This is a genomic window from Lacticaseibacillus suibinensis (assembly GCF_003946175.1).
Taxonomy (GTDB): Bacteria; Bacillota; Bacilli; order Lactobacillales; family Lactobacillaceae; genus Lacticaseibacillus; species Lacticaseibacillus suibinensis.
Window position 1 is genome coordinate 1 of the sequence record NZ_RHOK01000004.1, and the last position, 25,209, is coordinate 25,209.

General features: G+C 54.1%; 25 protein-coding genes. 20 read left to right on the forward strand and 5 right to left on the reverse strand.

Features of this window, described 5'->3' with window-relative positions; all coding sequences use genetic code 11:
- Positions 1-195: 195 nt before the first annotated feature.
- Genes EKM90_RS02700 through EKM90_RS02710 form a run of 3 tightly spaced genes read right to left on the reverse strand, consistent with a single transcriptional unit; the run spans position 196 to position 2,569 of the window.
- A complete protein-coding gene (locus tag EKM90_RS02700) occupies positions 196-1,113 on the reverse strand; it encodes an NADP-dependent oxidoreductase (RefSeq protein WP_125579524.1) in 918 nt (305 codons plus the stop codon).
- On the reverse strand, positions 1,110-1,709 hold the full coding sequence (locus EKM90_RS02705; protein WP_125579525.1) for an alpha/beta hydrolase: 600 nt from the start codon (positions 1,707-1,709) through the stop codon (positions 1,110-1,112). Before EKM90_RS02705 ends, EKM90_RS02700 begins: the two co-directional genes overlap by 4 nt.
- Positions 1,706-2,569, reverse strand: coding sequence for a VOC family protein (locus EKM90_RS02710; RefSeq protein ID WP_125579526.1), 864 nt, complete (start codon positions 2,567-2,569; stop codon positions 1,706-1,708). The genes EKM90_RS02705 and EKM90_RS02710 overlap by 4 nt, the downstream gene beginning before the upstream one ends.
- 775 nt (positions 2,570-3,344) lie before the next feature.
- On the opposite strand from EKM90_RS02710, the gene EKM90_RS02715 reads away from it, so the two are divergent.
- From EKM90_RS02715 to EKM90_RS02780, 14 genes are all read left to right on the forward strand, one after another.
- Entirely contained in the window at positions 3,345-3,878 is a 534-nt protein-coding gene (locus EKM90_RS02715) for a YqeG family HAD IIIA-type phosphatase (RefSeq protein ID WP_404819936.1), read from the forward strand.
- Entirely contained in the window at positions 3,865-4,983 is a 1,119-nt protein-coding gene (gene yqeH / locus EKM90_RS02720; protein WP_125579528.1) for a ribosome biogenesis GTPase YqeH, read from the forward strand. The genes EKM90_RS02715 and yqeH overlap by 14 nt, the downstream gene beginning before the upstream one ends.
- A gap of 9 nt (positions 4,984-4,992) precedes the next feature.
- Positions 4,993-5,307, forward strand: a complete 315-nt coding sequence (gene yhbY / locus EKM90_RS02725; protein WP_125579529.1) for a ribosome assembly RNA-binding protein YhbY — start codon at positions 4,993-4,995, stop codon at positions 5,305-5,307.
- A 4-nt stretch (positions 5,308-5,311) separates the two neighbouring features.
- Positions 5,312-5,965: a nicotinate-nucleotide adenylyltransferase gene (locus tag EKM90_RS02730; protein WP_125579530.1), complete on the forward strand. Its 654-nt coding sequence runs from the start codon at positions 5,312-5,314 to the stop codon at positions 5,963-5,965.
- The gene (gene yqeK, locus EKM90_RS02735; protein ID WP_125579531.1) at positions 5,952-6,566 is read left to right on the forward strand and encodes a bis(5'-nucleosyl)-tetraphosphatase (symmetrical) YqeK; all 615 of its coding nucleotides are present in this window, start codon (positions 5,952-5,954) and stop codon (positions 6,564-6,566) included. Before EKM90_RS02730 ends, yqeK begins: the two co-directional genes overlap by 14 nt.
- A gap of 29 nt (positions 6,567-6,595) precedes the next feature.
- Positions 6,596-6,952: a ribosome silencing factor gene (gene rsfS, locus EKM90_RS02740; protein WP_404819937.1), complete on the forward strand. Its 357-nt coding sequence runs from the start codon at positions 6,596-6,598 to the stop codon at positions 6,950-6,952.
- A complete protein-coding gene (locus EKM90_RS02745; protein ID WP_125579533.1) occupies positions 6,949-7,680 on the forward strand; it encodes a class I SAM-dependent DNA methyltransferase in 732 nt (243 codons plus the stop codon). Before rsfS ends, EKM90_RS02745 begins: the two co-directional genes overlap by 4 nt.
- A 1-nt stretch (position 7,681) precedes the next feature.
- The gene (locus EKM90_RS02750) at positions 7,682-8,818 is read left to right on the forward strand and encodes a nucleotidyltransferase (protein ID WP_125579534.1); all 1,137 of its coding nucleotides are present in this window, start codon (positions 7,682-7,684) and stop codon (positions 8,816-8,818) included.
- 9 nt (positions 8,819-8,827) lie between these two features.
- Complete coding sequence (locus tag EKM90_RS02755) at positions 8,828-9,379, forward strand: YceD family protein (RefSeq protein WP_125579535.1); 552 nt, start codon at positions 8,828-8,830, stop codon at positions 9,377-9,379.
- Positions 9,380-9,491: 112 nt separating this feature from the next.
- On the forward strand, positions 9,492-10,916 hold the full coding sequence (gndA, locus tag EKM90_RS02760) for an NADP-dependent phosphogluconate dehydrogenase (protein WP_125579536.1): 1,425 nt from the start codon (positions 9,492-9,494) through the stop codon (positions 10,914-10,916).
- 317 nt (positions 10,917-11,233) lie between these two features.
- Complete coding sequence (locus EKM90_RS02765) at positions 11,234-11,920, forward strand: response regulator transcription factor (protein WP_125579537.1); 687 nt, start codon at positions 11,234-11,236, stop codon at positions 11,918-11,920.
- Positions 11,920-13,494 (forward strand): sensor histidine kinase, encoded by a 1,575-nt coding sequence (locus EKM90_RS02770; protein WP_125579538.1) that lies wholly within the window; start codon positions 11,920-11,922, stop codon positions 13,492-13,494. The genes EKM90_RS02765 and EKM90_RS02770 overlap by 1 nt, the downstream gene beginning before the upstream one ends.
- A gap of 179 nt (positions 13,495-13,673) precedes the next feature.
- Entirely contained in the window at positions 13,674-16,013 is a 2,340-nt protein-coding gene (locus EKM90_RS02775; protein WP_125579539.1) for a YhgE/Pip domain-containing protein, read from the forward strand.
- A gap of 34 nt (positions 16,014-16,047) precedes the next feature.
- A complete protein-coding gene (locus EKM90_RS02780; protein WP_125579540.1) occupies positions 16,048-16,506 on the forward strand; it encodes a MarR family winged helix-turn-helix transcriptional regulator in 459 nt (152 codons plus the stop codon).
- Positions 16,507-16,597: 91 nt separating this feature from the next.
- Here EKM90_RS02780 and yidC read toward each other — a convergent pair whose 3' ends face one another.
- Both yidC and EKM90_RS02790 read right to left on the reverse strand, forming a co-directional pair.
- A complete protein-coding gene (yidC, locus tag EKM90_RS02785; protein WP_125579541.1) occupies positions 16,598-17,575 on the reverse strand; it encodes a membrane protein insertase YidC in 978 nt (325 codons plus the stop codon).
- A 67-nt stretch (positions 17,576-17,642) separates the two neighbouring features.
- Positions 17,643-17,924, reverse strand: coding sequence for an acylphosphatase (locus EKM90_RS02790; protein WP_125579542.1), 282 nt, complete (start codon positions 17,922-17,924; stop codon positions 17,643-17,645).
- A 114-nt stretch (positions 17,925-18,038) separates the two neighbouring features.
- Between EKM90_RS02790 and EKM90_RS02795 the strand changes: the two genes are divergently transcribed.
- From EKM90_RS02795 to mltG, 6 genes are all read left to right on the forward strand, one after another.
- Positions 18,039-18,797, forward strand: a complete 759-nt coding sequence (locus EKM90_RS02795; RefSeq protein WP_125579543.1) for a TrmH family RNA methyltransferase — start codon at positions 18,039-18,041, stop codon at positions 18,795-18,797.
- Positions 18,798-18,912: 115 nt separating this feature from the next.
- The gene (locus EKM90_RS02800) at positions 18,913-19,419 is read left to right on the forward strand and encodes an HD domain-containing protein (RefSeq protein ID WP_125579544.1); all 507 of its coding nucleotides are present in this window, start codon (positions 18,913-18,915) and stop codon (positions 19,417-19,419) included.
- A 386-nt stretch (positions 19,420-19,805) separates the two neighbouring features.
- Positions 19,806-20,165, forward strand: coding sequence for a winged helix-turn-helix transcriptional regulator (locus EKM90_RS02805; RefSeq protein WP_125579545.1), 360 nt, complete (start codon positions 19,806-19,808; stop codon positions 20,163-20,165).
- Between the two features lie 317 nt (positions 20,166-20,482).
- The gene (pheS, locus tag EKM90_RS02810; RefSeq protein ID WP_125579670.1) at positions 20,483-21,529 is read left to right on the forward strand and encodes a phenylalanine--tRNA ligase subunit alpha; all 1,047 of its coding nucleotides are present in this window, start codon (positions 20,483-20,485) and stop codon (positions 21,527-21,529) included.
- 1 nt (position 21,530) lies between these two features.
- A complete protein-coding gene (pheT, locus tag EKM90_RS02815) occupies positions 21,531-23,939 on the forward strand; it encodes a phenylalanine--tRNA ligase subunit beta (protein ID WP_125579546.1) in 2,409 nt (802 codons plus the stop codon).
- A 172-nt stretch (positions 23,940-24,111) separates the two neighbouring features.
- Complete coding sequence (mltG, locus tag EKM90_RS02820; protein WP_125579672.1) at positions 24,112-25,203, forward strand: endolytic transglycosylase MltG; 1,092 nt, start codon at positions 24,112-24,114, stop codon at positions 25,201-25,203.
- Positions 25,204-25,209: the final 6 nt, after the last annotated feature.

The following is a 25,209-nucleotide window of genomic DNA, read 5'->3' on the forward strand; positions in this document are numbered from 1 at the left end:
TCTCCTTTTCGATTAAGTAGTATGGCCTTGAACATCCATATTCTAATCGACAAGGAGAGTTTTTCGTATAACCAGTTTGACTCCACCCGCATAGCGGGTGGTTTTGAGCCTCGCGCGTCCCCGCGCGAGCCCGGCTAAAGCCTCTATAACAAAAAAATGCTCTCACTTCATGTGAGGGCATTTTGCGTGCGTCGCTTAACGTAACACCACCAGTTTACCTGGGGCATGATGGGTTTCCAGCAGTTCATGGCCTTGCACGACCCCGGCTACCGAAAATGGCAAGCGTTCGGTAATTTGAATTGAGAGGCTAGTGGTCGTTGCCAGCTCCGCTAAATAAGGCAGGACGACCTCAGCTTTGGCGGGGCGATCATCACCGAGTTGGATGAGCTTCAGGTTTTTACCCTGCAGATCAGGCGTGCGGTAGGCTGTGGTGAGCAAGGTGCCACCGACCTTAGTGATGACGCTGCCTAACCCGTGGTCATCGCCGCCGTTGATGGCATTCACTGTCGCATCAGCGGCTGCCAGGTTCGGCGCAGCGTCATAGGTGGCGACTTGATCAGCCCCGAGGCTTTCAAGATAAGGTTGACTGGCCGACCCAGCAATGGCGAGGACGCGCAGGCCTTCATGCTTGGCCATTTGCACCACCAGTGCGCCGACCCCGCCGCTGGCCCCAAGCACCGCTAGGGTTTGCCCAGAGGCTAGGTTGAGTTGTTGGAGAATGGAATAAGCGGCAATCCCCACTTGCCCCAAGCCTGCCGCCGCGGCGTCACCAAGCAGTGCTGGCTTTTTGATCACTTTACCCACGCTCGCCGTCACGTATTCACTATAACCGCCAATCGGGCGATAATTGATGACCACATCGCCCACGGCAAATTCAGTGACGCCTTCGCCGAGTTGCGTGACCGAGCCTAAAACATCGGTACCAGGGACAATGGGAAAACTCAGCTTGCGAAAAGGGGCCTGTTCACCGCGGCGCAGCGACGCATCATAAGGATTGAGGCCAAAGCCCAGCACTTTGAGCTGGACTTGCCCCGGTTTGGGTTGCGGCGGGTCGCTTTCCAGGGCTTGAAAAACCTGCGGCGCCCCATATTGATTAAAGCCAAAACGAATCATTGTGCCACCTCCATGAAGTGAGTGAGCCACGCCTTGGCCTGGCGCAGTTCAGTAATATTGAGATTATGGCGTTGATCATGGTGAAACACAGTTAACTGACCGCCACTGGCCTTGATTTGTTGAGTCAAAGCCCTAAAGATGGGGGCACTGACCTTCTCATCCTGCGCGCCATGTGAAGCCCAAAGTGCCTTGCCTGCCAGCTGTAGCTTTAACGGTAGCGGGCTGGTCGGGTGCAGCAGGACTGCGGCGGGGAATGGTAAAGCTGACCCTAGTGCTGCTAAGGCAAAATCGGCGCCATTGGAATAGCCAACTGGAATCATCGTCTGCGGGTCCAGTTGGTACTGCCGGCAGCGAGCTTGAACTGTTTCAGTGAGCCAAGCCACCTGGGTCTTGATGGCTGCCGCTTCAGCGCTGGCGGCGAAAAACTGGGTGCGGCCCTGAATGGTGACCTGGCCGCGGAGACTGAGAAGGCTGGCGTGCGGGGCCAAAAAATGGCCAATCGGCATTAAATCATTTTCCGTGCCGCCAATGCCGTGGAGTAACAGCAGGGTCGGCTGACCAGCGGCCCCGGCCTTGAACTGTTCATGGGGCCTCATGCGGGCACCACTTGGAGCGGCAGCTGCGGCACACCAGCCGCAATTTCGGCCCGATGCGGTTCCAGAAATGGGGGTAAGCCAAGCGTGGTGCCTAAAGTAGCCGCTCGCTCGTCCAAAGTGAAGCCAGGCGCGGTCGTAGCGAATTCGATACGATTGCCGCCCGGTTCTTTCACATATAAGCTTTCGAACCAGCCGCGGTCGGCTCGTTTTTCAATTTGACCACCGGCGGCTTCGGTGCGGTTGGCTAAAAGCGTGAGCTGCTCGGCATCGGCCACGGCTAGGGCAATATGGTCGATGCTACCGCGGCCAAAGCGATGTTTGGTTTGCGCCTGACTAGCGGCAATCGCGATGGTGTCTTGGCCTAGCTGCAGATCACCGCCAAACGCAGGGATGGTCAGTAGTTGCGCAAAGAACTGCCTCGTGGCCGTCGGGTCAGGGACCCGCAGCGCACTGCCAGCCAGGCCGCTAATTTGATTAACCGCTGGAATTTCATTTTGAACGGGCGCTTGGCTGTGCGCTGGGGTTTCCACTAAGGTGACGGTCACGCCATTAGGATCTTGCACTGTCAGGCCTCCCAGACGCTGCTGCCAAAATTTGGCACTGCCAGCGGGAATGGCCAACGACAGGGTGTCCATATAACTGGTGCCATCATAGCGCGGTCCAAGATGATTGATGACAAAGAACGTGATGACAGTGCCCGGCGTGCCCATCGCATCCCCGAAGAACAAATGCGGCATGCGCCAGTTCTCTTGATTCACGGTTTGCTTGACCAGCCGTAAACCAAGTTGCTGGGTATAAAAAGCGACCGTTGCCGCCGCATCACCGGTCAAAAGCGAAACGTGGTGTAAAGAATAGTTCATGCCCCATGCCCCCTCTAGTTACTTATTATTAATAAGTATATCGCAGCACTTGATTAAAGCCAAGGTCGTTACTCTTATGATAGCGCGGCAACAGTGGGCCTGCTAGCGATGTGCACCTCGCTCAGTCGCTTTGACCCATGTTTACCATGAACATAAATGAGACATGTTTTTTCTAGGCGAAATACGTACTTCTTTTAGCCTGGGTGTGATCCAACATAACCGACCATTTTCGAAGTAGGGCAGAACAGCCGGAGCCGGCATGGGCTCAGTGGTGAAATTGTTCTTAGCCAACGGTCTAAGTTGGCTTAGAACAAGCCGCGACTTTGAGACTCGCAGAGGCTCAAAGCGCTGGCCACCACGTTCCAGCCCATGCCGGCGGAGGCTGGTCTGCCCGGCAGCCGATGCCAAACCCGAGGCTACTCGTCGGAATAAGCCCGCCGACCTCCGCAGCCTAGTTGCGCTGCGTGAGGCCAACGCCGGCGTGATTAGCTACGCCTCAAGCATCGCCATCAAAAAACGATGGCAATACTTGAGGCTAGGCTACTCATCCGGCTAAGTGCAGCCTCACTACACAGCCGAGTTGCGCTCCGGTCAACAACGTCCGAGCGATTAGCTACGCCTGAAGCCTCGCCAGCAAAAAACGCTGGCAATGCTTCAGGCTAGGCTACTCGTCGGACTAAGCCCGCCGGCCTCCGCAGCCTGTTCAGCGTGCCGTGCATTTCGCGCTTAAATCGACTATACTATTAAGGACTATGGAACATATGAAGGAGGCGGCCTGGTGGCACTGTTTGAACCGACATGGGCAATCAAAGCGATTTATAATCTGACCCCAGCACAATTGAAACGAGAAGGGATTCGCGCGGTGTTGACGGATCTGGATAATACCTTGATCGCCTGGAACAATCCAGACGGTACCCCGCAGTTGCGGCAGTGGCTCAGCGAAATGAAAAACGCCGGCATTACCGTGATGGTGGTCTCCAATAACAATGCGGACCGCATCGCGCGGGCTTTGGCTAAGTTGGAATTACCCTTCGTTTCGCGGGCTTTGAAACCACTACCCACTGGCATCAACCGCGCCGTTCGCCAGCTTAGCTTGACGAAAGCCGAGGTGGTCATGGTCGGTGATCAGTTGATGACCGATATCGCTGGCGGCAACGCGGCTGGCGTGCGCACCATCTTGGTCCAGCCCCTGATTGAAACGGACGCCTGGAATACGCGCATTAACCGCTTTTTTGAGCGGCGCATCATGAAACGAATGAACAAACACCATCTCATTGATTATGCGGAGGAATTGAATGGCAAACACTGATGACGCGCTTTATTGCATTGGTTGCGGCGCCAAGCTGCAGACAACGGACCCCAAGGCTGCGGGCTACTTGCCGGCCAGTAGTTTAGCCAAGGCTGATGACGGCGAGGATATTTATTGCCAGCGCTGTTTCCGGCTGCGGCATTACAACGAAATCGCGCCAGTCGAGTTGACCGACGACGATTTTTTGCGCTTACTGAATAAAATCGGGGAAAGCGACGCCTTGATTGTCAATGTGGTTGATATTTTCGACTTCAATGGCAGCGTCATTCCCGGCCTTCATCGCTTTGTCGGCGACAATCCGGTGATTTTGGTCGGTAACAAAGCAGACGTTTTACCCAAATCCATTAATGAACGGCGGGTCACCAATTGGTTGACCCAGGCCGCTCATGCTCAAGGCTTGCGGCCAGTGGCGACGCTGTTAACCAGCGCGAAGAAAGGCCGCAATCTGGATGACCTCCTGGCGCTGATTGAGCAGTACCGTGAGCATCGTGATGTCTATGTGGTCGGGGTGACGAACACTGGGAAGTCGACTTTGATCAACCGTATCATCAAAGATGAAAATGGGATGGGCGACTTGATTACCACCTCACGCTTTCCCGGCACCACACTGGACCGCATTCAAATTCCGCTGGCGGATGGCCATTTCTTAATTGACACCCCAGGGATTATTCACCGCCACCAAATGGCGCATTACGTTAATCCCAAGGATCTCCAGCTGGTGGCGCCGACTAAGCCGATTCGCCCCACAGTGTTCCAACTTAACGCCGGCCAGACCTTGTTCTTTGCCGGGTTAGCGCGCTTTGATTACTTGCGCGGGCCAAAGTCAGGCTTTACGGTGTATGCCGATAATCAGCTGTTGCTTCACCGGACGAAGCTGGCCAATGCGGATGCCTTTTACGAAAAGCATCGCGGCGACTTGCTCAGCCCGCCGCGGGCCGAAGATTTGGCCACTTTCCCGCCACTGGCGCGCTTTGAGTTTACGCCGAAGGGAAAATCGGATCTTGTGATTGCCGGGCTCGGCTGGGTGGTGGTGCCAGCTGGAGCGACGGTTGCCGGCTATGCGCCGGAAGGGGTCGACGTCTTATTGCGCAAGGCTTTGATTTAGGAGGTCAGCATGTTAACAGGAAAACAAAAACGCTTTTTGCGCAGTCGCGCTAATACGATGCGCCCGTTAGTCTCACTAGGTAAAAATGGGCTTTCAGATCAGTTCGTCGATGGGGTGGCCAAAGCCTTGGAAGCCCGCGAATTAGTGAAAATTTCCCTGCTCCAAACCGCAGAGGAAACGCCGGCGCAGGTCGGGGCCTTTTTAGCCCGCACCATTCCAGGTGCCCAGGTCGCCCAAACCATTGGCCGGACGGTGCTAATGTACCGTAAGGCCACTAAAGAAGAGCATCAGAAACTCTCTGTTGAAGTGGCCAAATTGGGGTGAGACTGTGACCAACACGCTACAAACACATCTGCGCCAACCGGTGATTACCGAAGAGGTCAGTGAACAGATTCTGGGGCCGCGGCGCAAACAAGTCGGCCTGCTCGGTGGCACGTTTAATCCCGTTCACCTGGGGCATTTGATCATGGCGGAAACCGTGGGCACCCAGTTGGGCTTAAGCAAAGTCCTGTTTATGCCGGATAATTTGCCGCCGCATGTCGATCATAAAGAAGCCATCCCGGCGCCGCAGCGCGTTGAGATGCTGCAAGCGGCAATTCACGACAATCCCATGTTTGGGCTGGAATTGATTGAAGTGCAGCGCGGCGGGGTCAGCTATTCCATTGATACCATGCGCCAGCTCACCAAAACCCATCCGGATACCGATTACTTCTTCATCATCGGCGCCGATATGGTGAATTACTTGCCCAAATGGCGCGCCATTGATGAACTCCTGAAGCTGGTGCATTTCGTCGGCGTCAAGCGCCGCGGCTTTGCGCCCACTAGCCCGTATCCGATTACCTGGGTCGATGCCCCCACCATTGAGATTTCTTCCAGTCAGATTCGCACCAAAATCAGAACCGGACAAAGCATTCGTTACCTGGTGCCAGATTGTGTCCGGAATTATATCGAGAAAGAAGGGTTGTATCTTGACGAACATTGAATATCCGCAAAGTCTCACGCAAGGGTTGTCTCGCGCTGAGCTGCTCAATCATTTACAAAATCGGCTAGATGACGCCCGCTTTCAGCACTGTCTGCGCGTTGAAACCACGGCTCGGCAGCTGGCCCAGCGCTTCGATGCCGATGTGGATCGCGCTGGTTTAGCCGGTCTACTGCATGATTATGCCAAGCAGATTCCGGTGGAAGAATACCGGCGGGTGATTGTTGAAAATGGCTTTGATCCGGCCTTGCTGCAGTACAATCGCGGCGTCTGGCATGGCATTGTTGGCACTTGGTTCATCAAAACCGAAACTGGCATCATGGATCATGCGGTGCTCCAGGCCATTGAGCGCCATACCACTGGCGATCCCGACATGACCGTGCTGGACCAGATCATTTTCGTTGCGGACTTTATTGAACCAGCTCGCACCTTAGACGCGGAAGTTCAAGCGCGTCGGGCGGCAGAAACTAACCTCGAGCTGGCCAGCTTCATTGAAATGAAAAATACCTTGCAATACTTGATTAGCAGCGAGCTGACGGTTTATCCGAAAACGCTGCTGACCTACAATGCTTTTTTGAAGAAAACACAAGCAGCGCGGGCCTAACCTGCGCCTCACCTTAAGGAGGGTTTATTCTGGATACCAAAGCATTACTGCAAACTGCCGTTCACGCGGCTGATGAAAAACGGGCTGAGGACATTGTGGCCTTGGATATGACCAAGGTCTCCTTGTTGGCGGATTACTTTGTGATCATGAGTGCCGGCTCAACGCGCCAGGTGCAAGCCATTGTCGATGAAATTGAAACGCAGGTCAAAGCCGCTGGTGGCGTTGACCCGCGCATCGAAGGGAACAAAGAATCCAAGTGGATTTTGATGGACTTCGGGGATGTCGTGGTCAATGTCTTCACCCCAGAAGAACGGCAATTCTATAACTTGGAAAAGCTGTGGCAACAGGCGCCACTGGTTGACGTGTCAAACTGGGTCAACGCATGATTTACGCTACCTTTGCGCAGGTGTATGACACCTTGATGGACGAGTCGCTGTATCTGAAGTGGCGCGACTATGTGCAGGCGCGCGTGGCGCCGCAACCGGTGCTTGAGCTTGCCGGCGGCTCCGGCAGCTTGGCCGGGTTATTGGCGGCGGCCGGCTATCAGCCGACCGTCTTTGATTTGTCCAACGAAATGTTGGCCTTAGCCGATGCCAAGCTGGCTGCCAAAGGCGTGCAGCTGCCCCTAATTCAAGGCGATATGCGCGATTTAAGCGCGCTTGGCGAATACCCAGTGGTGACTTGCTTTGATGATTCGATTTGCTACATGCCGGATTTGGCTAGTGTGACGGCGGTGTTTAAGCAGGTGGCGGCCCATTTGCCGCAAGGCGGGGACTTCATGTTTGATGCGCATTCGCTACACCAGATGGATGATTTGTTCCCAGGTTACATGTACAATTACCAGACCGAAGATTATGCCTTTTTGTGGCATAGTTACGCCGGTGAGGTGCCACATTCTGCCTCCCATGATTTGACCTTCTTCGTTTACGATGAAGCCATCGATGCCTATCATCCGCTGATCGAAACCCATGAGGAGCGCACTTACCCGATTGCTGATTACGAAAAAGCGCTCAAGGCCGCGGGCTTTACAGACATTGAAGTGACAGCAGATTTTGGCACCGGTGCGGTGGCACCTGATAGCACTCGCTGGTTCTTTCACGCAAAGAAGGGATGATATGCGCGCGGTTGGAATGATTGCTGAATTCAACCCGCTCCACAATGGCCATGTCTATGCCTTAAAGCAAGCGCGGCAGCTGGGCCAAGCCGATGTGGTGGTGGTGGTGATGTCAGGCAACTATGTGCAGCGCGGCGAGCCCGCGCTGGTCGACAAATGGACCCGCGCCCAGGCGGCGCTGGTCAGCGGCGCGGATCTGGTGGTGGAACTGCCTACCACAGATGCGGTGCAGGCTGCCGATGGCTTTGCGACTGGCGCAGTGGCGCTACTGACAGCGCTAGGCGTGGAGCAGCTGGCCTTTGGCAGCGAGGCACCTGAGATAGATTATCTGGGGCTGGCCCAGGCCGTGGCCGCGGCGCCGCCAAGTAAAACCCTGTTCCAAGACTTCACCGAGACCTATGCCACGCAGCTGAATCATTATTATCAGCAAACGGCAGGCGTGAGCTTGACCGCGCCGAACTTACTGCTGGGGTTGAGTTATGCCCAAGCCGCGCTGGCGCAACCACAACCAATGAAGTTATTGCCTTTTGCGCGGCGAGGGGTAGGGCATGATACGACTCAAGCCCATGGCAATTTTGCTAGCGGCAGTGCGATTCGCCAGCGGGTAGCGGCAGGGGAGTCGGTTGCGGCTTTGGTGCCGCCGGCCATGGCCGCAGGGCTGGCAGAGCGGCTCCAGACTTGGGATGATTTGTTTCCACTGCTGCGCTATCGGCTTCAAACCGCCGATCTCGCGGCGCTGCGGCAGATATACACCATGAGTGAAGGCCTGGAGTATCGCCTGACGCAACAGTTGGCAGGCGCAAAGGATTTTGCCAGCTACATGGCGCAAATCAAATCCAAGCGCTACACCTTTGCCCGCATGCGGCGACTGTGTCTGTATGTCACGCTGAATCTGACTGCGGCCGTCGCGGCTGACGCTGCTGCTCACCGCTATTTGCACGTGCTGGGGTTTACCGCAGCCGGCCGCGCCTATCTGAATGCGGTCAAGAAAGAGGTTTCGCTCCCTCTGATCACCAAGGTGGCCGCTGACATGATTGCGCCAGGTGGCCTGATGTATGCGCAGCAGCGGGCGGATAATTTATATGAAACGCTGGTGGGAACGCGCCAAAATTATGGCCGCATCCCCCTGATGAAATAAGGAGACAATATGCTTAAATGGACATTAAGTGAGCTGGCCAAATACCGCCAGACGCCACTGCATTTCACCGAGACCCTGGATTTGAAGCAGGAGCTGATGGAACGCGATCCCGAAATTCTCGATGTCACCCCAGTTGAGGCTGACGGTTATGTCAGCTTCGACGACGGCGATATTTTGGTCAGCGTGACGTTAGGTGGTAAGCTGACGGTGCCGTCCACCCGGAGCTTGCAGCCGGTGGTTTTACCGCTAGATTTCACTTTTAGTGAAGTGTATCTGACCGATGAGACGCACAAAGATAAGTACGAAGATGGCCAGCTCGTGCTGGACCTTGACGGCGACACCCTGGATTTGCATCCGGCCATTGCCGACCATGTGTTGCTGAGTATTCCGATGCAGGTGTTGACCCCTGAAGAAGCAGCACAAGGCATTATGCCCAAAGGCGACAACTGGACGGTCATGGGTGAGGATGATTTTGCCAAAGAGCAGGAGCAAGACCGCCCGAATCCAGCGTTTGAAAAGCTTAAAGGCTTGTTTCCCGATGATGATGACAAGCAAAAGTAACTGGCCAGCGTCACTTTAAAACTGACGCCAACTTTGCTAACATAACCATGTAATGGCTTTTAAACGAATTCATAATAACGGCAGCTTCTACTACCGTTTAGGAGGCAATCTAATGGAAACACCAACTATTGGCGTTATCGGCATGGCGGTCATGGGTAAAAACCTGGCCCTGAACATTGAAAGCCGGGGCTATACGGTCGCAATCTACAACCGCACCGGCAGCAAAACCGAAAAAGTGGTGACGGATCACCCAGAAAAGCATTTGGTCCCAAGCTACACAGTTGAAGACTTTGTCAACTCACTGGAAAAGCCGCGGCGCATCGTGATGATGGTCAAAGCGGGTGCCGGTACCGATGCCGTGATTGCAGAATTGCTGCCACTGCTGGACAAAGGTGACGTGCTGATTGATGGTGGGAATACCTTCTTTGAAGACACCATGCGCCGCAGCAAGGAGCTGGACAAATCCGGCATTAACTTCATCGGCATGGGCGTTTCCGGTGGCGAATTAGGCGCCTTGCAAGGGCCTTCTTTGATGCCAGGCGGTCAAAAAGAGGCTTATGATTTGGTGGCCCCAATCCTGGAACAAATCGCCGCTAAAGCAGACGAAGATGGCAAGCCATGTGTCACCTACATCGGCCCGAATGGCGCCGGCCACTATGTCAAAATGGTGCACAACGGCATTGAATATGGCGATATGGAATTGATCGCTGAAAGCTATAATGTGATGCGCACCATGCTGGGGATGTCGGTTGACGAAATCGCTGACGTCTTCAAGGAATGGAGCGAAGGCGAACTGAGCTCTTACCTGATTGACATCACTGCCGACATTTTGACGCGTAAAGATGACCTGGGTTCCGGCAAGCCGATGGTCGATATGATTTTGGATGCCGCCGGCAATAAAGGGACTGGCAAGTGGTCTTCCCAGTCTGCCGCTGAACTCGGCGTGCCGCAAAGTGTCATCACCGAATCGCTGTATGCGCGCTACATTAGTGCCATGAAGGACGAACGGGTGGCGGCCAGCAAGGTCCTGCCAAAGCCAGTGGGCAATGTCACCTTTGAAGATAAAAAGGCGACGATTGAACTCATTCGTAAGGCTTTGTACTTCTCCAAGTTGATGAGCTATGCCCAAGGCTTCGAGCAGATGCGCGTGGCTTCCGAGCACTACGACTGGAACTTGCAATACGGCGAACTGGCTCAAATCTGGCGGGCTGGTTGCATCATTCGGGCGAAGTTCTTGCAAAACATCACGGATGCCTACACCAAGGCGCCTGATTTGAAGAACCTGCTGCTGGATGACTACTTCAAGGACATTGCTAAGAACTATCAAGAAAGTGTCCGCGATTTGGTTGGCTTCGCCGTTAAAGCCGGCGTACCAGTGCCAGGGTTTGCCGCTGCCATTTCGTACTACGATCAATATCGCAGTGCGGTGCTGCCAGCTAACCTGACCCAAGCACAGCGCGACTACTTCGGGGCCCACACGTATCAGCGCGTGGATCGTGACGGAATTTTCCACTATTCCTGGTACACGGAACAATAAACCGCTTTTAGAGACGTTACCGCCTGACCCATTGGTTGAGGTGGTAACGTCTTTTTCTTTTCGCTATTGGACTATACCTTTGTGTAACACACAATTATCAAAATGAAAATTCCTAATAAAGGTATATACCAATGCGGCATAATCCTAATTCTCATAGTTTCCTTAAGGATGATAAAGTTAAAAACTGATGTGATAGCATCTGCCCGTTAACTATGGTAGAATGACAAAGCAAATGTAAGAATGAGAAAAAGTTACCGTTGGGTCCATCCAGTATGAGAAGTGGCCCGGTGAGCACAACAGATTAAGGAGTACACGTTATGAGCCGAATTTTAATTATTGAAGATGAGAAAAACCTAGCGCGCTTCGTTGAACTTGAATTGAAGCACGAAGGGTATGAAACGGCCGTACACTTTAACGGCCGGACAGGCCTAGAGGCGGCCTTGTCTGAAGACTGGGATGCCATCTTGCTTGATTTGATGCTCCCAGAGCTGAACGGGCTGGAAGTTTGCCGGCGCGTGCGGCAGGTCAAAAACACCCCCATCATCATGATGACGGCGCGGGATTCCGTGATTGATCGCGTTTCCGGGTTGGATCATGGGGCCGATGACTATATCGTCAAGCCTTTTGCCATTGAAGAGCTCCTCGCTCGGCTCCGTGCGCTGCTGCGGCGCATCAGCATTGAAGGCGAACATAACGCTGCCAAGCAAACGACGATTACCTACCGTGATTTGACCATCGAAAAGGAAAATCGCGTGGTGCGGCGCGGGGATGACATCATCGAGCTGACCAAGCGTGAATATGAACTGCTTTTGACCTTGATGGAAAACATCAATGTCGTGCTGGCTCGCGACGTGTTGTTGTCTAAGGTCTGGGGTTATAACTCGGATGTTGAAACCAACGTCGTGGACGTCTACGTCCGTTATATCCGCAATAAGATCGATCGGCCAGGGGAACCTAGCTACATTCAGACGGTTCGGGGCACCGGCTACGTGATGCGCTCCTAATGGCAGACCAGCCTGAGCCTCATACCAAACGACGGCTGCCCCTTGCATTCAAGTGGACAGCCGTTGTTGCAGTGGGCATCTTTTTCACGTTTATTGTTTTTTCGGTGATGCTGGTCACCCTGATGCGTCAGATTTTGATCAATCAGGAGCAAGGCACCATCAAGGAGACGATTAGTGCCGTCGAGTTGCGGCTAGCCCCAGTCACGACAAACTTGACCCATGAAACGGTGCTCCCACGGATCGAATCAAGCAGTCAAACCCGTTTGCCAGATGGCTCCATCACCGGGCAAGCACAGGGAAGTGTGTTTGACGATTCCGTGATTCAAAAAGTGTCACGCGATGATATGTCGCTCGCGATTTATGATCGCGATGGCCACAAAATTTTCACCTCGCGGGAAAGTGACGAACCGCTGACCAAAGTGAAACATACCACCATCAAAATGGTGGATAACGGCCGCTTCCGGGGGATGTTGGCCCGGGCGCCGATTGTGTCCAGCGAAAATGGTAAAATGATTGGCTATCTGCAAGTGACCGACCACATGACGGCGTTTTATGCCACCATGAAGCAGATTTGGGAAATTATCGCCGCCTTGGCGGTCGTCGCGCTTCTGGTGTCCACCTTGGTCGGATTCTTCTTGGCCCGGCGGTTCTTGAAACCGATTAAGCTGATTACCAACACCATCGACGAGGTCAATGACGAGCCGCAAAGCAGTGTGCGGATTCCGCCGCTGCAACGCAATGACGAGTTGTCGGACCTGGTGGATGAATTTAACGGCATGCTGGATCGCATTCAGCGGTTCATTGATCAGCAAGGCGAATTCGTGCAGGATGTGTCGCATGAGCTGCGCACCCCGGTGGCCGTGCTGGAAGGGCACTTGCAGCTGCTGAACCGTTGGGGGAAAGACGATCCTGAAGTACTCGATGAATCGTTGACCGCGTCGCTGCAAGAAGTGAAGCGGATGAAGAGTCTGATTCAAGAAATGCTGGAGCTGACCCGTGCGGACCAAGTGGATGTTCAGTTCCCCAATGCAACGGCGGATCTCAATCAAACCGTTGAGCAGGTGGTCAATGATTTTCGCATGATTCATCCCGACTTTGTGTTCACCTTAGACAACGATTTGCCAGGGGAAGTGTACGTCCGGATGTATCGCAACCACTTGGAGCAGATCTTGATCATCTTGCTGGATAACGGGGTCAAGTACTCCCGTGACCGCAAGGAGCTGCATGTTTCGGCGGCACTGGATAGTGACGGCGTGGCCCTGGCGGTACAGGACTTTGGCGAAGGGATTACCCCGAAGGATCGCGAACGCGTCTTCAACCGCTTCTACCGGGTGGATAAGGCTCGCAGCCGCGAAAAAGGCGGTAACGGATTAGGCCTGTCGATTGCCCAGCAACTGATTGAAAGCTATCACGGGTCGATTTCAGTCGATTCCGTGGTGGGGTCCGGTTCGGTGTTCCGCATTCAGCTGCCGACCATCACGTATGACGAAGTATTGACTCTGCGCGCCGCCGAAGAAGCCAAGCAGAAAGAGGCTGAAGGCCCCGCTACTGATCAAATCAAAAGTAATTTATAACCACCACCGGCGTTGACAAAACCTGTCACGCCGGTTTTTATTTGACCTCACCCGCTGAAGAACACCGTTATTTTAAGCCTTGTGCGTTGACATCGGCTTGATTTTCAGTAAAATCGTCAATATGTCAATGGCATTGACAATATATACCATTGACAAAAACTTTTCAGGTGGTGTCAGACATGCAAGCTCTTAAATCTCGGGGTCGCTTTGCGTTATTACTCGCAATGATCGTGTTGATCCCGTTGCTAGTGCTCTACATTGCGCTTCAGTTTGTCGATTATGAGCAAACGAATTCGACGAAGCATATCAATGTGGCAGTAGTGAACAATGACCAGTCCGCGACATTCCAGGACACAACAGTCCACGCCGGACAAGACGTCCAAGCGAAGCTCAAGCACAACAAGGACGTGACGTGGCATTTTGTTTCTGCCGCGGTGGCCGATAAGAATCTGAAAAACGGCACTTACCTGATGAAGGTGACGCTGCCCAAGGACTTTTCCCGCAACGTGACGACAGCGTTGGCGAAGAATCCGCAGAAAAGCACGATTCAAGTCGCGCTCTCTGCGCATAACAATTTCGCCTCGCACATGATTACCGAAACCGTGGCCGAGAAGCTGCAGGCGCAGGTGGTTCAAAATGTGCAACAGGCTTATGATGCGACCGCTTTGGCGGCGATTAAGCAGCTGGCTGATGGGGTCGATCAGGCCCATGATGGCACCCAGCAGCTCAAAGCCGGTACCGATCAAATCAGTGATGGCTTTGATACCCTGACGGCCAACAATGACACATTGACCGGCGGCGCCGTGCAAATGGCTGACGGGGTCGAGCAAATCATTGATGGCAATAATCAATTGCTCGCCGGGAACCAGCAAGTCACCAGCGGCGCAACGACCTTGGCCGCCAGCTTGCGGCAAGCAGCTGCCCAAATTCAAGGGCAACTCAAGGCCGGCGCGCCAGACCTCGCCCGGCTGGACGAAGCGTTGACCACTTTGACTAACGGCACCGCGCAATTGGCCGCTGGGGTCAATGATCCCAAAATGACCAAGCTGGATGGCGATATTGCCGCCAACGTCCAAGGCTTAGGCGACAATGCCAAGGCATTGCAAGCTGGTCTACTAGGCTTAAACGCAGCGATTTTTGACCAAACTGCAGCTAACTCTGCAGCCTCCCAGCTCAAGGCGGCAGGCGATGACTTCACTTCAGTGGGGGCCGCGCTCACCGACCTGAAGAGTTCAATGATGAGTGATAGCGGCGTCATGAAGTTCTTCATCACGCATCCCGATAAGCTGAAAGAATTGCTGGGCGTGGAGACCTCGATGAAGTCAGGCGAAAAGGAAATGAACGCCGTTGCCGCCCAATTGATGGTCGGCGGCATTCACGCCATGAAGATGAAAGACGCCTTGACCAAAACTGGCGCGGCGCTGCCAGCGCTGGGCGAACTCCTGACCACGCTGCACAACAACATGAACACCCTAAAAGATGGGGTTAACCAGCTGAATGACAAGCAAAATGGTGCACCAGCTTTGGCTGCCGGGGTCCGGCAAGCGATTAACACCTTGACCGCCGGCCTGAATGAAGTGCAAGCGGGTTTGACCCGCACCGGCAATACCACCAGCACCATGGGCGCAGTGCAAGGGGCGACCAAGCTGGCTGATGGGTCTTCGCAGCTTGGCGGCGGCCTAGATCAATTGCACAGCGGCTTGGCCCAGCTCTACACTGGGCTCACCGGTACCAAGACTCAAGTGGGGTTGATTGATGGCTTAACCCAGTACACCGATGGCACCACCCAGCTGCAAGATGGCAGCAAGCAAGTGGCGGCTGGGGTGACGGAACTTAACGTCAAACTTGGCGAAGGGGCGAGTCAGGTCAAAGGGCTGAACACCGGGAGTGCGAATGTCGATCATTTCGTTTCTCCAGTCGCCAACCAAACCCAAGCTGATCCGCTGGCCAAGCCATTGCTCAGCGTGCTGGCGCCAGTGGTGATTTTGATGGTTTCCTTCATTGCGGCCCTGCTCACCGAACTGGGCTTTGGTCGCTACAGCAAGTCCTTTGCCAGCCAGCCGCTGCTGAAGCGCGCTGCGGTAGTGGCTTTGGCGGTGGCGCTGCAAGCCCTGGGCATTGCGCTGTTAACGGCAGCAATGGGCGTGGCGATTGCTAGTCCAGTGGTTTACTTCTTAGCCTTATTTGCCACTGGCGGCTTGTTCACCATGATTATCTTCGCCTTCGACCGCTGGTTCGGCACGCTCGGCGTCCTGGCGACGCTCGTGATTTTGTTCCTCCAACTCATTGCCTCTGGTGGCTTGCTGCCAAGTGCGATGCTGTCTGGCTTCTACCGGTTCGTGCGCTATCTGTTGCCAGGGACGTATGCCCTTGATCTGTTTAACAGTGCCATCAATGGTCTCCAAACCGCCTCGCTGCTGGATTGGATTGTACTGTTAGGCATTGCCGCTTTGGTCGGGGTCATCCTCTGGCTGCCGCGTCGCAGTCAAAGCGTCGACGGCGAAAATGTGGTAGGCTAAACTTATCTGACGGCAGGCAAAAGGAGGACGGCACATGGCAACGCAAACGTTATTGGATGAATACATTGAGGTGTATCTGACCAGTTTTAAGTATGTCAGTGAGCTGGTGTCCGTCCCCACGGTGAAGTTTCACCTGTCATTTGAACAATTTTTGATCATGCGTGATTTGCACGCTGGTCATCGGTTGGCTATCTCGGATGTGGCCAAGCATCGCGGGGTCACGCGCGCGGCGATTTCCCGCCAAATCAAAACGATGCTGGATCACCATTACATCGTGCAAACGCGCGATGAAGGAGACCGGCGCCGCTTGTATCTGAGTCTCACGCCGGAAGGCACTGAAATCACCGGCCAAATCAACGAAGCGATTCACAAGCGCTTCTATGGCTGGGTGGATATTATCGGTGAGCATGATGTCAAAGAACTCCTGCGTATCATGCGGCGCGTCAGCGTGGAGGTCATCCAAACCGATCAACGTGAACCAAAAGCTAAGTAGACGAACAGGGCGGAGACATGGTCTCCGCCCTGTTTTTGGCCAAAAGAAGATGCCACTTCAATGTGAAGTGACATCTTCTTTGCGTTTGACATTAACGGCGGTGCTGCTTGCCTGCGTTGCGGCCATGGTGCGAACGCGGTGTGGCATCATCGGCCGCGGCGGCGTCAGTGTCGTAAGTGGCTTCGACCGGAGTGGCAGCAGGCTGGGCATCGAATGTGTGTTCATCCACCACGATCACCGGTGGGTTCTCGGCGAGCTCTGCATCCATGCGCTTGCGAATACCAGGGGTGATGACGTAGGTGACGATGACTTGCTGCACGAGGACAATGACCCCGCCAGCCAGGAAGTAAAGCCCCAAACCGGCGTTATACATCATACAGAAGAAGAAGGTCATCAGTGGGCTCATCATCGACATCGTTTGCATTTGCTTGCGTTGTTCCGGTGGATACATCTGAAGCATGATGAAGGACTGGGCAACATACAGCAAGGTCGCGATGATGGTGATGACCATGCTTGACTGCCCCAAAGCAATGCCGAAGAATTTACTGCTGGAAATTTCTGGAGAGTAGGCGACGGCCTGATATAAGCCCGAGAAAATTGGCAGCTGGATCAGCATGGTCAAGCAGCCCATCGAAGGAATCATGCTGGTGCCATTTTTGCGGTAAACGTCTTGCATTAAGCCGTTTAACTTGACCTGTTCTTCCTGCGTGATACCAGGCTTCTTCATTTGCTTTTGAATCAGGTCAAGCTGCGGCTTCAGGACGCGCTGTTTTTCCTGGGAAGCGGTCATGTTCTTTTGCTGATTCAGCATTAACGGCAAAAGCACCAGCCGAACCACTAAGGTGATGAGCACAATGGCGATCCCGTAACCGCTGGCGGAGCCTTTGAGCAGGTCGTTGGCGATCCAGCCCATCAAGTTTTGCAGTGGCTTACCAATGAAGTCATAGAACATCCCGAAAAAGCCGGTCGGTGGCTTAAGTTGAGTGGTGGCTGCGCGTTTGCAGGCACTCAGTAGTACAGTCATGACGCCGATGCCGCCAAGCGTCAGCCCCCGTTTAAATTTAGACATTGAATTGATTCCCTTCATAAATATTCTATTAGTCTGTGGAACATGATACTTGATGGTGCGGCCGCTTTCAACCAGTAACGCGGAACCTGTCATATAAAGGCACCGGATCAAGCAGTTGTTCCTCATAATGCGTAACCTTGCCGCTCGGGGTCGGGCTGGCTTTCACCGCGGCGGTGAACTTGGCCATATTCTCTGGGGTCCCGACCGCTTCAATGTAAACGGATCCGTCTGCATTGTTTTCCACTTTACCGAAGATGTGCAATTGTTGGGCCACGAGCTGGGTCATCCAGCGAAAGCCAACGCCTTGCACGCGGCCGGTCACTGTAATTGCTTTGCCGATTTTTTCCATCTGCTGTGCCTCCTAACATGAGGGTGGGGCAGGCTTGAACCTGCGCAATATACTGTCTAGTTTAGCATAATTGCCCGAGGATATATGTTAGACTTAAGCCTGAGGAGGCGGAATATGGAATACATTTCTTCTGCAAAAAACGAGCATATCAAAGCGGCCAAGAAACTGACCGTCAAAAAATATCAAAAACAAGCAGGCGCCTACCTGCTGGAAGGGTGGCATTTGGTTGAAGAGGCCATCAATGCAGGCATCACGCCCAAGCGAATCTACGCCACCAACAAATACTTGGCAGAACGGTTGCTGAAGCCCCTTTACGAAATCACCACCGAAATCAGTGAAGATGTGGCCAAGCACCTGGCAGAGACTGAAACCCCGCAAGGTATCTTTGCTATTTTGCCGCTGGCAGCGGAGAAGCTAGACGCGCCGCTGGCTGGTCAATACCTGCTGCTGGACCAGGTTCAAGATCCCGGTAATGTCGGGACCTTGGTGCGGACCGCTGATGCGGCTGGCATCAAGACGGTTGTGTTTGGCGGCGGTACCGCCGATGCGCACAATCCGAAAGTGCTGCGCGCGATGCAAGGCAGCCAGTTCCACGTCAAAATCGTAGCGACGCCGCTGCCAACGCTGGTCAAAAAGCTGCAGCAGGCCGGCATTCCGGTCTATGGCTCTGAGCTCAATGCCGCTGCCAAACCTTATCGTGAGGTTGCGCCTAGCGACCAGTTCGCTTTGATTGTCGGCAATGAAGGCAATGGCATGGCCAAAGAGTTATTGAACGCAACCGATGCCAACTTGTACATTCCCATTAAGGGCAGAGCTGAATCCTTGAACGTCGCCATTGCAGGCGCTGTCATTATGTTTCATTTAACTGCTTAAGGATCCCTTAACGGCTGCACCAGCGCCTAGAAACCTGTTATACTAGAGGTGTGTTGGACAACCCGCGGCAGAAAACCTGGCCGCGAAACACAGCGTCACGAAAAGGGGCAGTTGAATGAGCGATAAGCTTAATTGGGCCGCTGATGCCGAATACATGAGTTACGTGGGTGATCTTTTAGCCCAACCAGCCGTGCAAAAACTGGCTGATTACACGCAACATCATCATTCGACCCGGCTGGACCACAGCTTGAGCGTTTCTTACCGGAGCTACTTGCTGGGTAAGAAATGGCATTTGAACACCCGCGCCTTAGCGCGAGCAGGTCTTTTGCATGACTTGTTCTATTACGACTGGCGGGTGACCAAGTTTAGCTTGGGCACGCACGCGTATGTGCATCCGCGCATTGCCTTGCGTAACGCTGAAAAAATCACCGACCTGTCCGATATGGAAAAGGACATCATCATCAAGCACATGTGGGGCGCAACCCTGGGTGTGCCAAAGTACCGCGAAACCTGGGTGGTGTCTTTGGTCGATGACTACGCAGCGGTGGATGAGTACTTCTTACCGATGCTGCACAAGTTGCGGCACCCGCATCGCCGCTTAGAACATGAGCATGTTGGATAGAAGCCTGGCCCAGTGCCAGGCTTTTTTGAGACTGCGAAGACCGCCGCACTTAGCCGGATGGGTTGCCTAGCATCAGGCATTGGCGCAGGGTTTTGCGCCGAGGCCTGATGCGTAGCAAACCACTCCGGCGTTGGCCGCCTGGAGCGTAACTCTGCTGAAATAGTGGTGATATTAGCCATTGCCGCTGGTTTTGGCGCCGAGGTCTGATGCGTAACGAACCACTCCGGCGTTGGCCACTCGGGAGCGAAACTTGCTGAAATCGTGGTGATCACACGGGCCAAAATCATTGCCAAGCCCGCTTTTAACTCGCCCCTTGTATTTCCGCGCTGATGGGGTATAATAACTACTATCAAATTGTAAGCGAATAATTCAATGAGGTGAAAAAGATGGAACAGGTCATCCTTAAGGAACGGACCGCAGATGCTTTGACCCTGTGTCCGAAGTTCACACAAACTTTTGTGATCCTTGGTAAGAAATGGAATGGCATGATTTTGGAGACACTGCTGCAAAACGGCCCTTCCCGGTTCAAAGATATTGCCGGTGCCGTTAGCAAGTGCTCTGACCGGGTGTTGGTTGAGCGCCTGAAAGAACTGGAAGCAGCGGGCTTGGTCGATCGGCTGACGCACGCCGAATCCAGCTTGATCGAATATGCTTTGACCGCTAAAGGGGCAGCCCTGCAGCCAGTCATGGCCGCAGCGCACACCTGGGGCGATACTTGGCTCAGCGATGCTGAGTGCGGTAAATAATTGACTTTGCGCGGCGTCACCTTGACGAATCGCGCTTTTTTGGTACACTAGGGTCATTGAGATATTCTGTAAATACAACGAAAAAAGCGCGAATCGGCGGCCCAGTACAGGGAAGGTGTTCGATGACTGGAAGACACCACGACGGTTTATGATTCGTTTTCACTTTTGGAGTAGACAGTCGAAAGACTGCTCCGGCCTTGCCGTTATGAAGTTGAGTGCACGTGTATTTGGCGTGAACAAGGGTGGCACCGCGACGCTTCGTCCCTTCTAGGACGAGGCGTTTTTGTATGGAAAAAAGGGAGGCAATTTGCATGAGCATGGATCTTAAAACGCGCTTGGAACAGCTGCGTGAAGAGAACCAAAAACGCATCAAGGAAACGACAGACCTTGATGCGCTGAACCAGATTCGCGTCAATTTGTTAGGGAAAAAGAGCCCCATTACTGAAGTGTTGCGCGGGCTGAAGAATCTTGATCAAGACGAGCGGCCAAAAGTCGGCGCGTTTGCCAATCAGATCAAGGCCGATTTACAAGCTAACCTGCAGACGCGGCGGGAGGCGCTAGAGCAAGCGGCCATCGATGCCAAGCTTGAATCCGAAACCATCGACGTGACGCTGCCTGGCGACCAGATGCAGGAAGGCACACCGCACATTCTGGATCAAATCATGGATGACATCGAAGAATTCTTTATCGGCCAGGGCTACCAAGTGGTGGACGGCCCAGAAGTCGAAGAAGATCACTATAACTTCGAGATGCTCAACATCCCTAAGAATCACCCAGCGCGCGACATGCAAGATACCTTCTACATTGACGATCAGCTGCTGATGCGGTCGCAAACCAGTCCGGTGCAAGCGCGGACGCTGGAAGTCCACGACTTCAGCAAAGGGCCGCTCAAAATGATTAGCCCTGGGCGCGTTTACCGCCGCGATACCGATGATGCTACCCACAGCCACCAGTTCCACCAGGTGGAAGGCTTGGTGATCGATAAGCACATCACCATGGCCGACCTGAAAGGGACGCTGCTGACGCTGGCGCAGCATGTTTTCGGCGCTGATCGCAAAATTCGGCTACGGCCAAGTTACTTCCCGTTCACCGAACCTAGTGTGGAAGTCGATGTGTCCTGCTTCCGTTGCAACGGCAAGGGCTGCGCGATTTGCAAGTATTCCGGTTGGATTGAAGTTTTAGGCGCCGGCATGGTTCACCCGAATGTGCTGACCAATGCTGGGGTGGATGCCGATGTCTACGGCGGCTTTGCCTTTGGGCTGGGGCCGGATCGTTTTGCCATGCTGAAGTATGGGATTGACGATATTCGCAGCTTCTACCAAGGCGACTTGCGCTTTTTGACGCAGTTCAAGGAGGAAGGTTAACATGGACGTTTCATACGATTGGTTAAAAGAATTAGTTGACGTGCCAGTTTCGCCTGAGGAACTGATGGACAAAGTGTCACGCACTGGGATTGAAGTCGATTCCGTCCATCGCCTCGGCGACGGGCTGAAAAAAATCGTGATTGGCCATGTTGAATCCGTTAAGCCGCATCCGGATGCGGATCACCTGCGCATCACCATGGTTGATACCGGTGAGGATGAATTACGCCAAATCGTCTGCGGTGCGCCGAATGTGGCCGCGGGCCAAACGGTCATTGTGGCCCTGCCTGGCGCCCGGATTGGCGATAATGTCAAAATCAAGCGCGGTAAAATGCGCGGGGTGGTCTCAGACGGCATGCTGTGTGCACTGCAAGAACTCGGCTTTAGCAACGACTTAGCACCGAAAGCTTATGACGATGGCATTTATGTCTTTGATGAAGCACTCAAACCCGGTAGCGATGCCTTGGCGGCGCTGGGCATGGAAGATGCCGTGCTCGATTTTGAAATCACCCCAAACCGCGCCGATGCCTTGGGCATGCGTGGGGTCGCCTGGGAGGTCGGGGCCACTTATGGCAACAAGCCGCACTTCAACGACCAACCCGTGGTGGAAACCGGCAAACCGATTGCCGACTATCTGAGCGCAAAGGTGGCAGACACCAATGATGCGCCGGCTTACCAAATGCGGGTGGTGGACAACATCACCATCAAAGACAGTCCGCTGTGGCTGCAGCGCCGGCTCTGGAATGCCGGGGTGCGGCCCATCAATAACATTGTCGATGTGACCAACTTGATCATGCTCGGCTACGGCCAGCCACTGCACGCCTTCGATTATGCGCAGCTTGGCAGCAAGGAAATCCTCGTGCGCCGTGCCCATGCCGGGGAACCGTTGACGACTTTGGATGGCAACGAGCATGAGTTGACCACCGAGGACATTGTCATCACCAACGGCGAAAAACCAGTCGCTTTAGCCGGGGTGATGGGCGGGCTTGATTCCGAAATCACCGCCAAGACCCAAACCGTGGTGATTGAATCCGCCATGTTTGCACCGACCCCGATTCGCAAAACCGCTTTGCGCTACAACTTGCGCTCCCAAGCCTCTGCCCGCTTTGAAAAAGGCGTGGATGTTGGCAGTATCAACCTCGCGCTTGATGAAGCCGCCCGGTTAATGGCGGAACTCGGCGACGGCGAGGTCGCGACTGGCACCCTTTCTGCCAGCCAAGTCCCAGCTGATCCGGAAGAAGTTGATATTTCTTTGGATCGCATCAACCATGTGCTCGGCACCCAGCTGGATGAAGCCACGGTGACGGCCTTGCTGGATCGGTTGGGCTTCGGAGTGACCGTCGCTGACGGGTTGTTCGCCGTTTCCGTGCCGACGCGGCGCTGGGACATCCACATTGAAGCCGATTTGATTGAAGAAATCGCCCGGCTGTATGGCTATGACAACCTGCCTAGCACCTTGCCGACCACCACGATGACGGTCGGGGAGTTCACCCCGATGCAGGCGCGCCGCAAGCGCAGCCGCAAGCTGTTAGAAGGCCTTGGGCTGACGCAGATCATCTCGTACAGTCTGACCACCGCCGCTAAAGCGAACGCCTTTCAGCTGGAGCCAAGTGAGGAAACCCATGTCGCTTGGGCGATGACGGCAGATCACGAAACGCTGCGTCGCAACTTAGTGTCCGGGTTGGTGGACGCGGTGGCCTACAATGTCGCGCGCAAGCAAACGGATCTTGCTTTGTATGAGCAAGGCCGAATCTTCCCGCGCAGCGCTGGCCACACGCAGCCTGCCGAAAAAGAATACATCGCCGGCGCTTTAACCGGCAATGTGATTCAAAAGAGCTGGCATCAAGCCGCCAAGCCCGTGGATTTCTACTATGTTAAAGGGATTGTCGAAACCCTGCTGGCAGACTTCCGCTTGGAGCAGCCGGTGCAGTACGTACCGACTAAGCGGCCAGACCTGCATCCAGGTCAAAGCGCGCAAATTATGCTCGGCGATGAAGTGGTCGGCTTGATTGGCCGCGTGCACCCACGGTATGAGCAGGACCAAAGCATTCCGGAAACCTACATTTTCGAATTGAATCTAGAAGCCTTGATGCTTGCCGATCGCTCTGAGATGACAGCGACGCCAGCGCCGAAGTTCCCAAGTGTCACGCGCGACATTGCGGTGCAAGTCGCAACGTCAGTGGCCAATGCCGAAATTGAAGCCATTATTGCGGCCAATGGTGGCAAGTTCTTGCGTGATACGCGGTTATTCGATGTCTATAGTGGCGTCAAAGTCGCCCCTGGGCAAAAGAGTTTAGCCTACACCTTGACGTATCGCCGGGATGATCAGACCCTGACCGAAGACGAGGTCAACAACGCTTTTGCCAAGATTGTGGCGGCCTTGGAAACGCAAGTCGGTGCGCAAATTCGTTAAGACTCGGTAACTGTTCCCCTAAACCTGTCGCAATTTGCGGCAGGCTTTTGTATAATCATGGCAGGATTTTGAGCGGGGTTTAGCCCGTAGTAAAAACGGCCAGTTGACTGGCCGTTTTTGAGGAGGAACGCAAGTGAAGCAGCCGAGTTCAAGCAGGCGCCGCCGCGATCAGATGGTCGAAGGCGCGTCCAAACATGTGGTGAAATGGGTGATGGGCATTGTTTTGGCCCTGTTGGTGATTGCCGGACTGATGGGCGGGTTATATGTGCATGATGCCTTGCAGCCAGTTGATGCCAATGCCAAAAAAAGCATCGCCGTTCATGTACCGCAAGGGGCCAGCACTGATCAAATCGGCCAGACCCTGGCGGCCAAGGGCTTGATCAAAAGCGCCTTAGTCTTCAAAGTCTACGTGAAATTCCAAAATGTCCCCAGCTATCAGGCGGGGGACTACCGCTTCACGAAAGCTGAAACCATGGCCAGCATGCTGACGAACCTTCGCGGGGGCGGCAGCGATACCGGCATTGGTACGGTTTTGGTCAAAGAAGGGGTGGATGCCGAAACCATCGCCACGGAAGTGCAAAAGCTGCACAAGAAAGATGCGAAACTCAGCCGTAAGCAGTTCCTGGCGGCGCTGAAGGATCAGGCCTTTTTCAAACGCTTGGCCAAGCAATACCCTCAGCTGCTGGGCAGTGCGGCGAAGGCGACGAATGTCCGCTACCGGCTGGAAGGCTACTTGTTCCCGGCGACGTATACCGTCACCGCGAACTCCTCGGCGGAACAGTTAATTGCTCAAATGGTGGCGAAAGCAAACGCCGTGATTGCGCCTTATCAAACTAACATTCAAAAGCAAGGCTTAACGGTGCAAGAAGTCCTGACGCTGGCCAGTTTGGTCGAGCGTGAAGGGGTAACGGACACGGACCGCGGCAAAATCGCTGGCGTCTTCTTCAACCGGTTGGCGGCGGGGATGCCGCTGCAATCTGATATTTCGGTGATGTACGCTTTGGATACGCACAAGACCCATCTGACCAACAAAGACACCAGTGTCGATTCGCCGTATAACCTGTATCGCAATACCGGTTATGGGCCAGGCCCATTCAATTCGCCAAGTGAAGCGGCCATTAAAGCGGTCCTGAATCCGATTGATCGCAGTGATGATTACCTGTACTTCGTGGCGAACTTGAAGACTGGCGAAATCCTCTATGCTCACACGCTGGCGCAACATAATATCAATACCGCGAAGTTTGCGGCTGACAATCAGCAATGAGGGAAG

Bases quoted from the DNA above. Each gene is read 5' to 3' on its own strand.
- pheT (WP_125579546.1), top strand. From the start codon at position 21,531: ATGGACGTTTCATACGATTGGTTAAAAGAATTAGTTGACGTGCCAGTT.
- EKM90_RS02805 (WP_125579545.1), top strand. From the start codon at position 19,806: ATGGAACAGGTCATCCTTAAGGAACGGACCGCAGATGCTTTGACCCTG.
- yhbY (WP_125579529.1), top strand. From the start codon at position 4,993: ATGTTAACAGGAAAACAAAAACGCTTTTTGCGCAGTCGCGCTAATACG.
- EKM90_RS02710 (WP_125579526.1), bottom strand. From the start codon at position 2,569: ATGAACTATTCTTTACACCACGTTTCGCTTTTGACCGGTGATGCGGCG.
- EKM90_RS02705 (WP_125579525.1), bottom strand. From the start codon at position 1,709: ATGAGGCCCCATGAACAGTTCAAGGCCGGGGCCGCTGGTCAGCCGACC.
- EKM90_RS02790 (WP_125579542.1), bottom strand. From the start codon at position 17,924: ATGGAAAAAATCGGCAAAGCAATTACAGTGACCGGCCGCGTGCAAGGC.
- EKM90_RS02745 (WP_125579533.1), top strand. From the start codon at position 6,949: ATGATTTACGCTACCTTTGCGCAGGTGTATGACACCTTGATGGACGAG.
- gndA (WP_125579536.1), top strand. From the start codon at position 9,492: ATGGAAACACCAACTATTGGCGTTATCGGCATGGCGGTCATGGGTAAA.
- yidC (WP_125579541.1), bottom strand. From the start codon at position 17,575: ATGTCTAAATTTAAACGGGGGCTGACGCTTGGCGGCATCGGCGTCATG.
- EKM90_RS02795 (WP_125579543.1), top strand. From the start codon at position 18,039: ATGGAATACATTTCTTCTGCAAAAAACGAGCATATCAAAGCGGCCAAG.
- EKM90_RS02775 (WP_125579539.1), top strand. From the start codon at position 13,674: ATGCAAGCTCTTAAATCTCGGGGTCGCTTTGCGTTATTACTCGCAATG.
- EKM90_RS02770 (WP_125579538.1), top strand. From the start codon at position 11,920: ATGGCAGACCAGCCTGAGCCTCATACCAAACGACGGCTGCCCCTTGCA.
- yqeH (WP_125579528.1), top strand. From the start codon at position 3,865: ATGGCAAACACTGATGACGCGCTTTATTGCATTGGTTGCGGCGCCAAG.
- EKM90_RS02780 (WP_125579540.1), top strand. From the start codon at position 16,048: ATGGCAACGCAAACGTTATTGGATGAATACATTGAGGTGTATCTGACC.
- EKM90_RS02765 (WP_125579537.1), top strand. From the start codon at position 11,234: ATGAGCCGAATTTTAATTATTGAAGATGAGAAAAACCTAGCGCGCTTC.
- EKM90_RS02700 (WP_125579524.1), bottom strand. From the start codon at position 1,113: ATGATTCGTTTTGGCTTTAATCAATATGGGGCGCCGCAGGTTTTTCAA.
- mltG (WP_125579672.1), top strand. From the start codon at position 24,112: ATGGTCGAAGGCGCGTCCAAACATGTGGTGAAATGGGTGATGGGCATT.
- EKM90_RS02750 (WP_125579534.1), top strand. From the start codon at position 7,682: ATGCGCGCGGTTGGAATGATTGCTGAATTCAACCCGCTCCACAATGGC.
- EKM90_RS02800 (WP_125579544.1), top strand. From the start codon at position 18,913: ATGAGCGATAAGCTTAATTGGGCCGCTGATGCCGAATACATGAGTTAC.
- pheS (WP_125579670.1), top strand. From the start codon at position 20,483: ATGGATCTTAAAACGCGCTTGGAACAGCTGCGTGAAGAGAACCAAAAA.
- EKM90_RS02755 (WP_125579535.1), top strand. From the start codon at position 8,828: ATGCTTAAATGGACATTAAGTGAGCTGGCCAAATACCGCCAGACGCCA.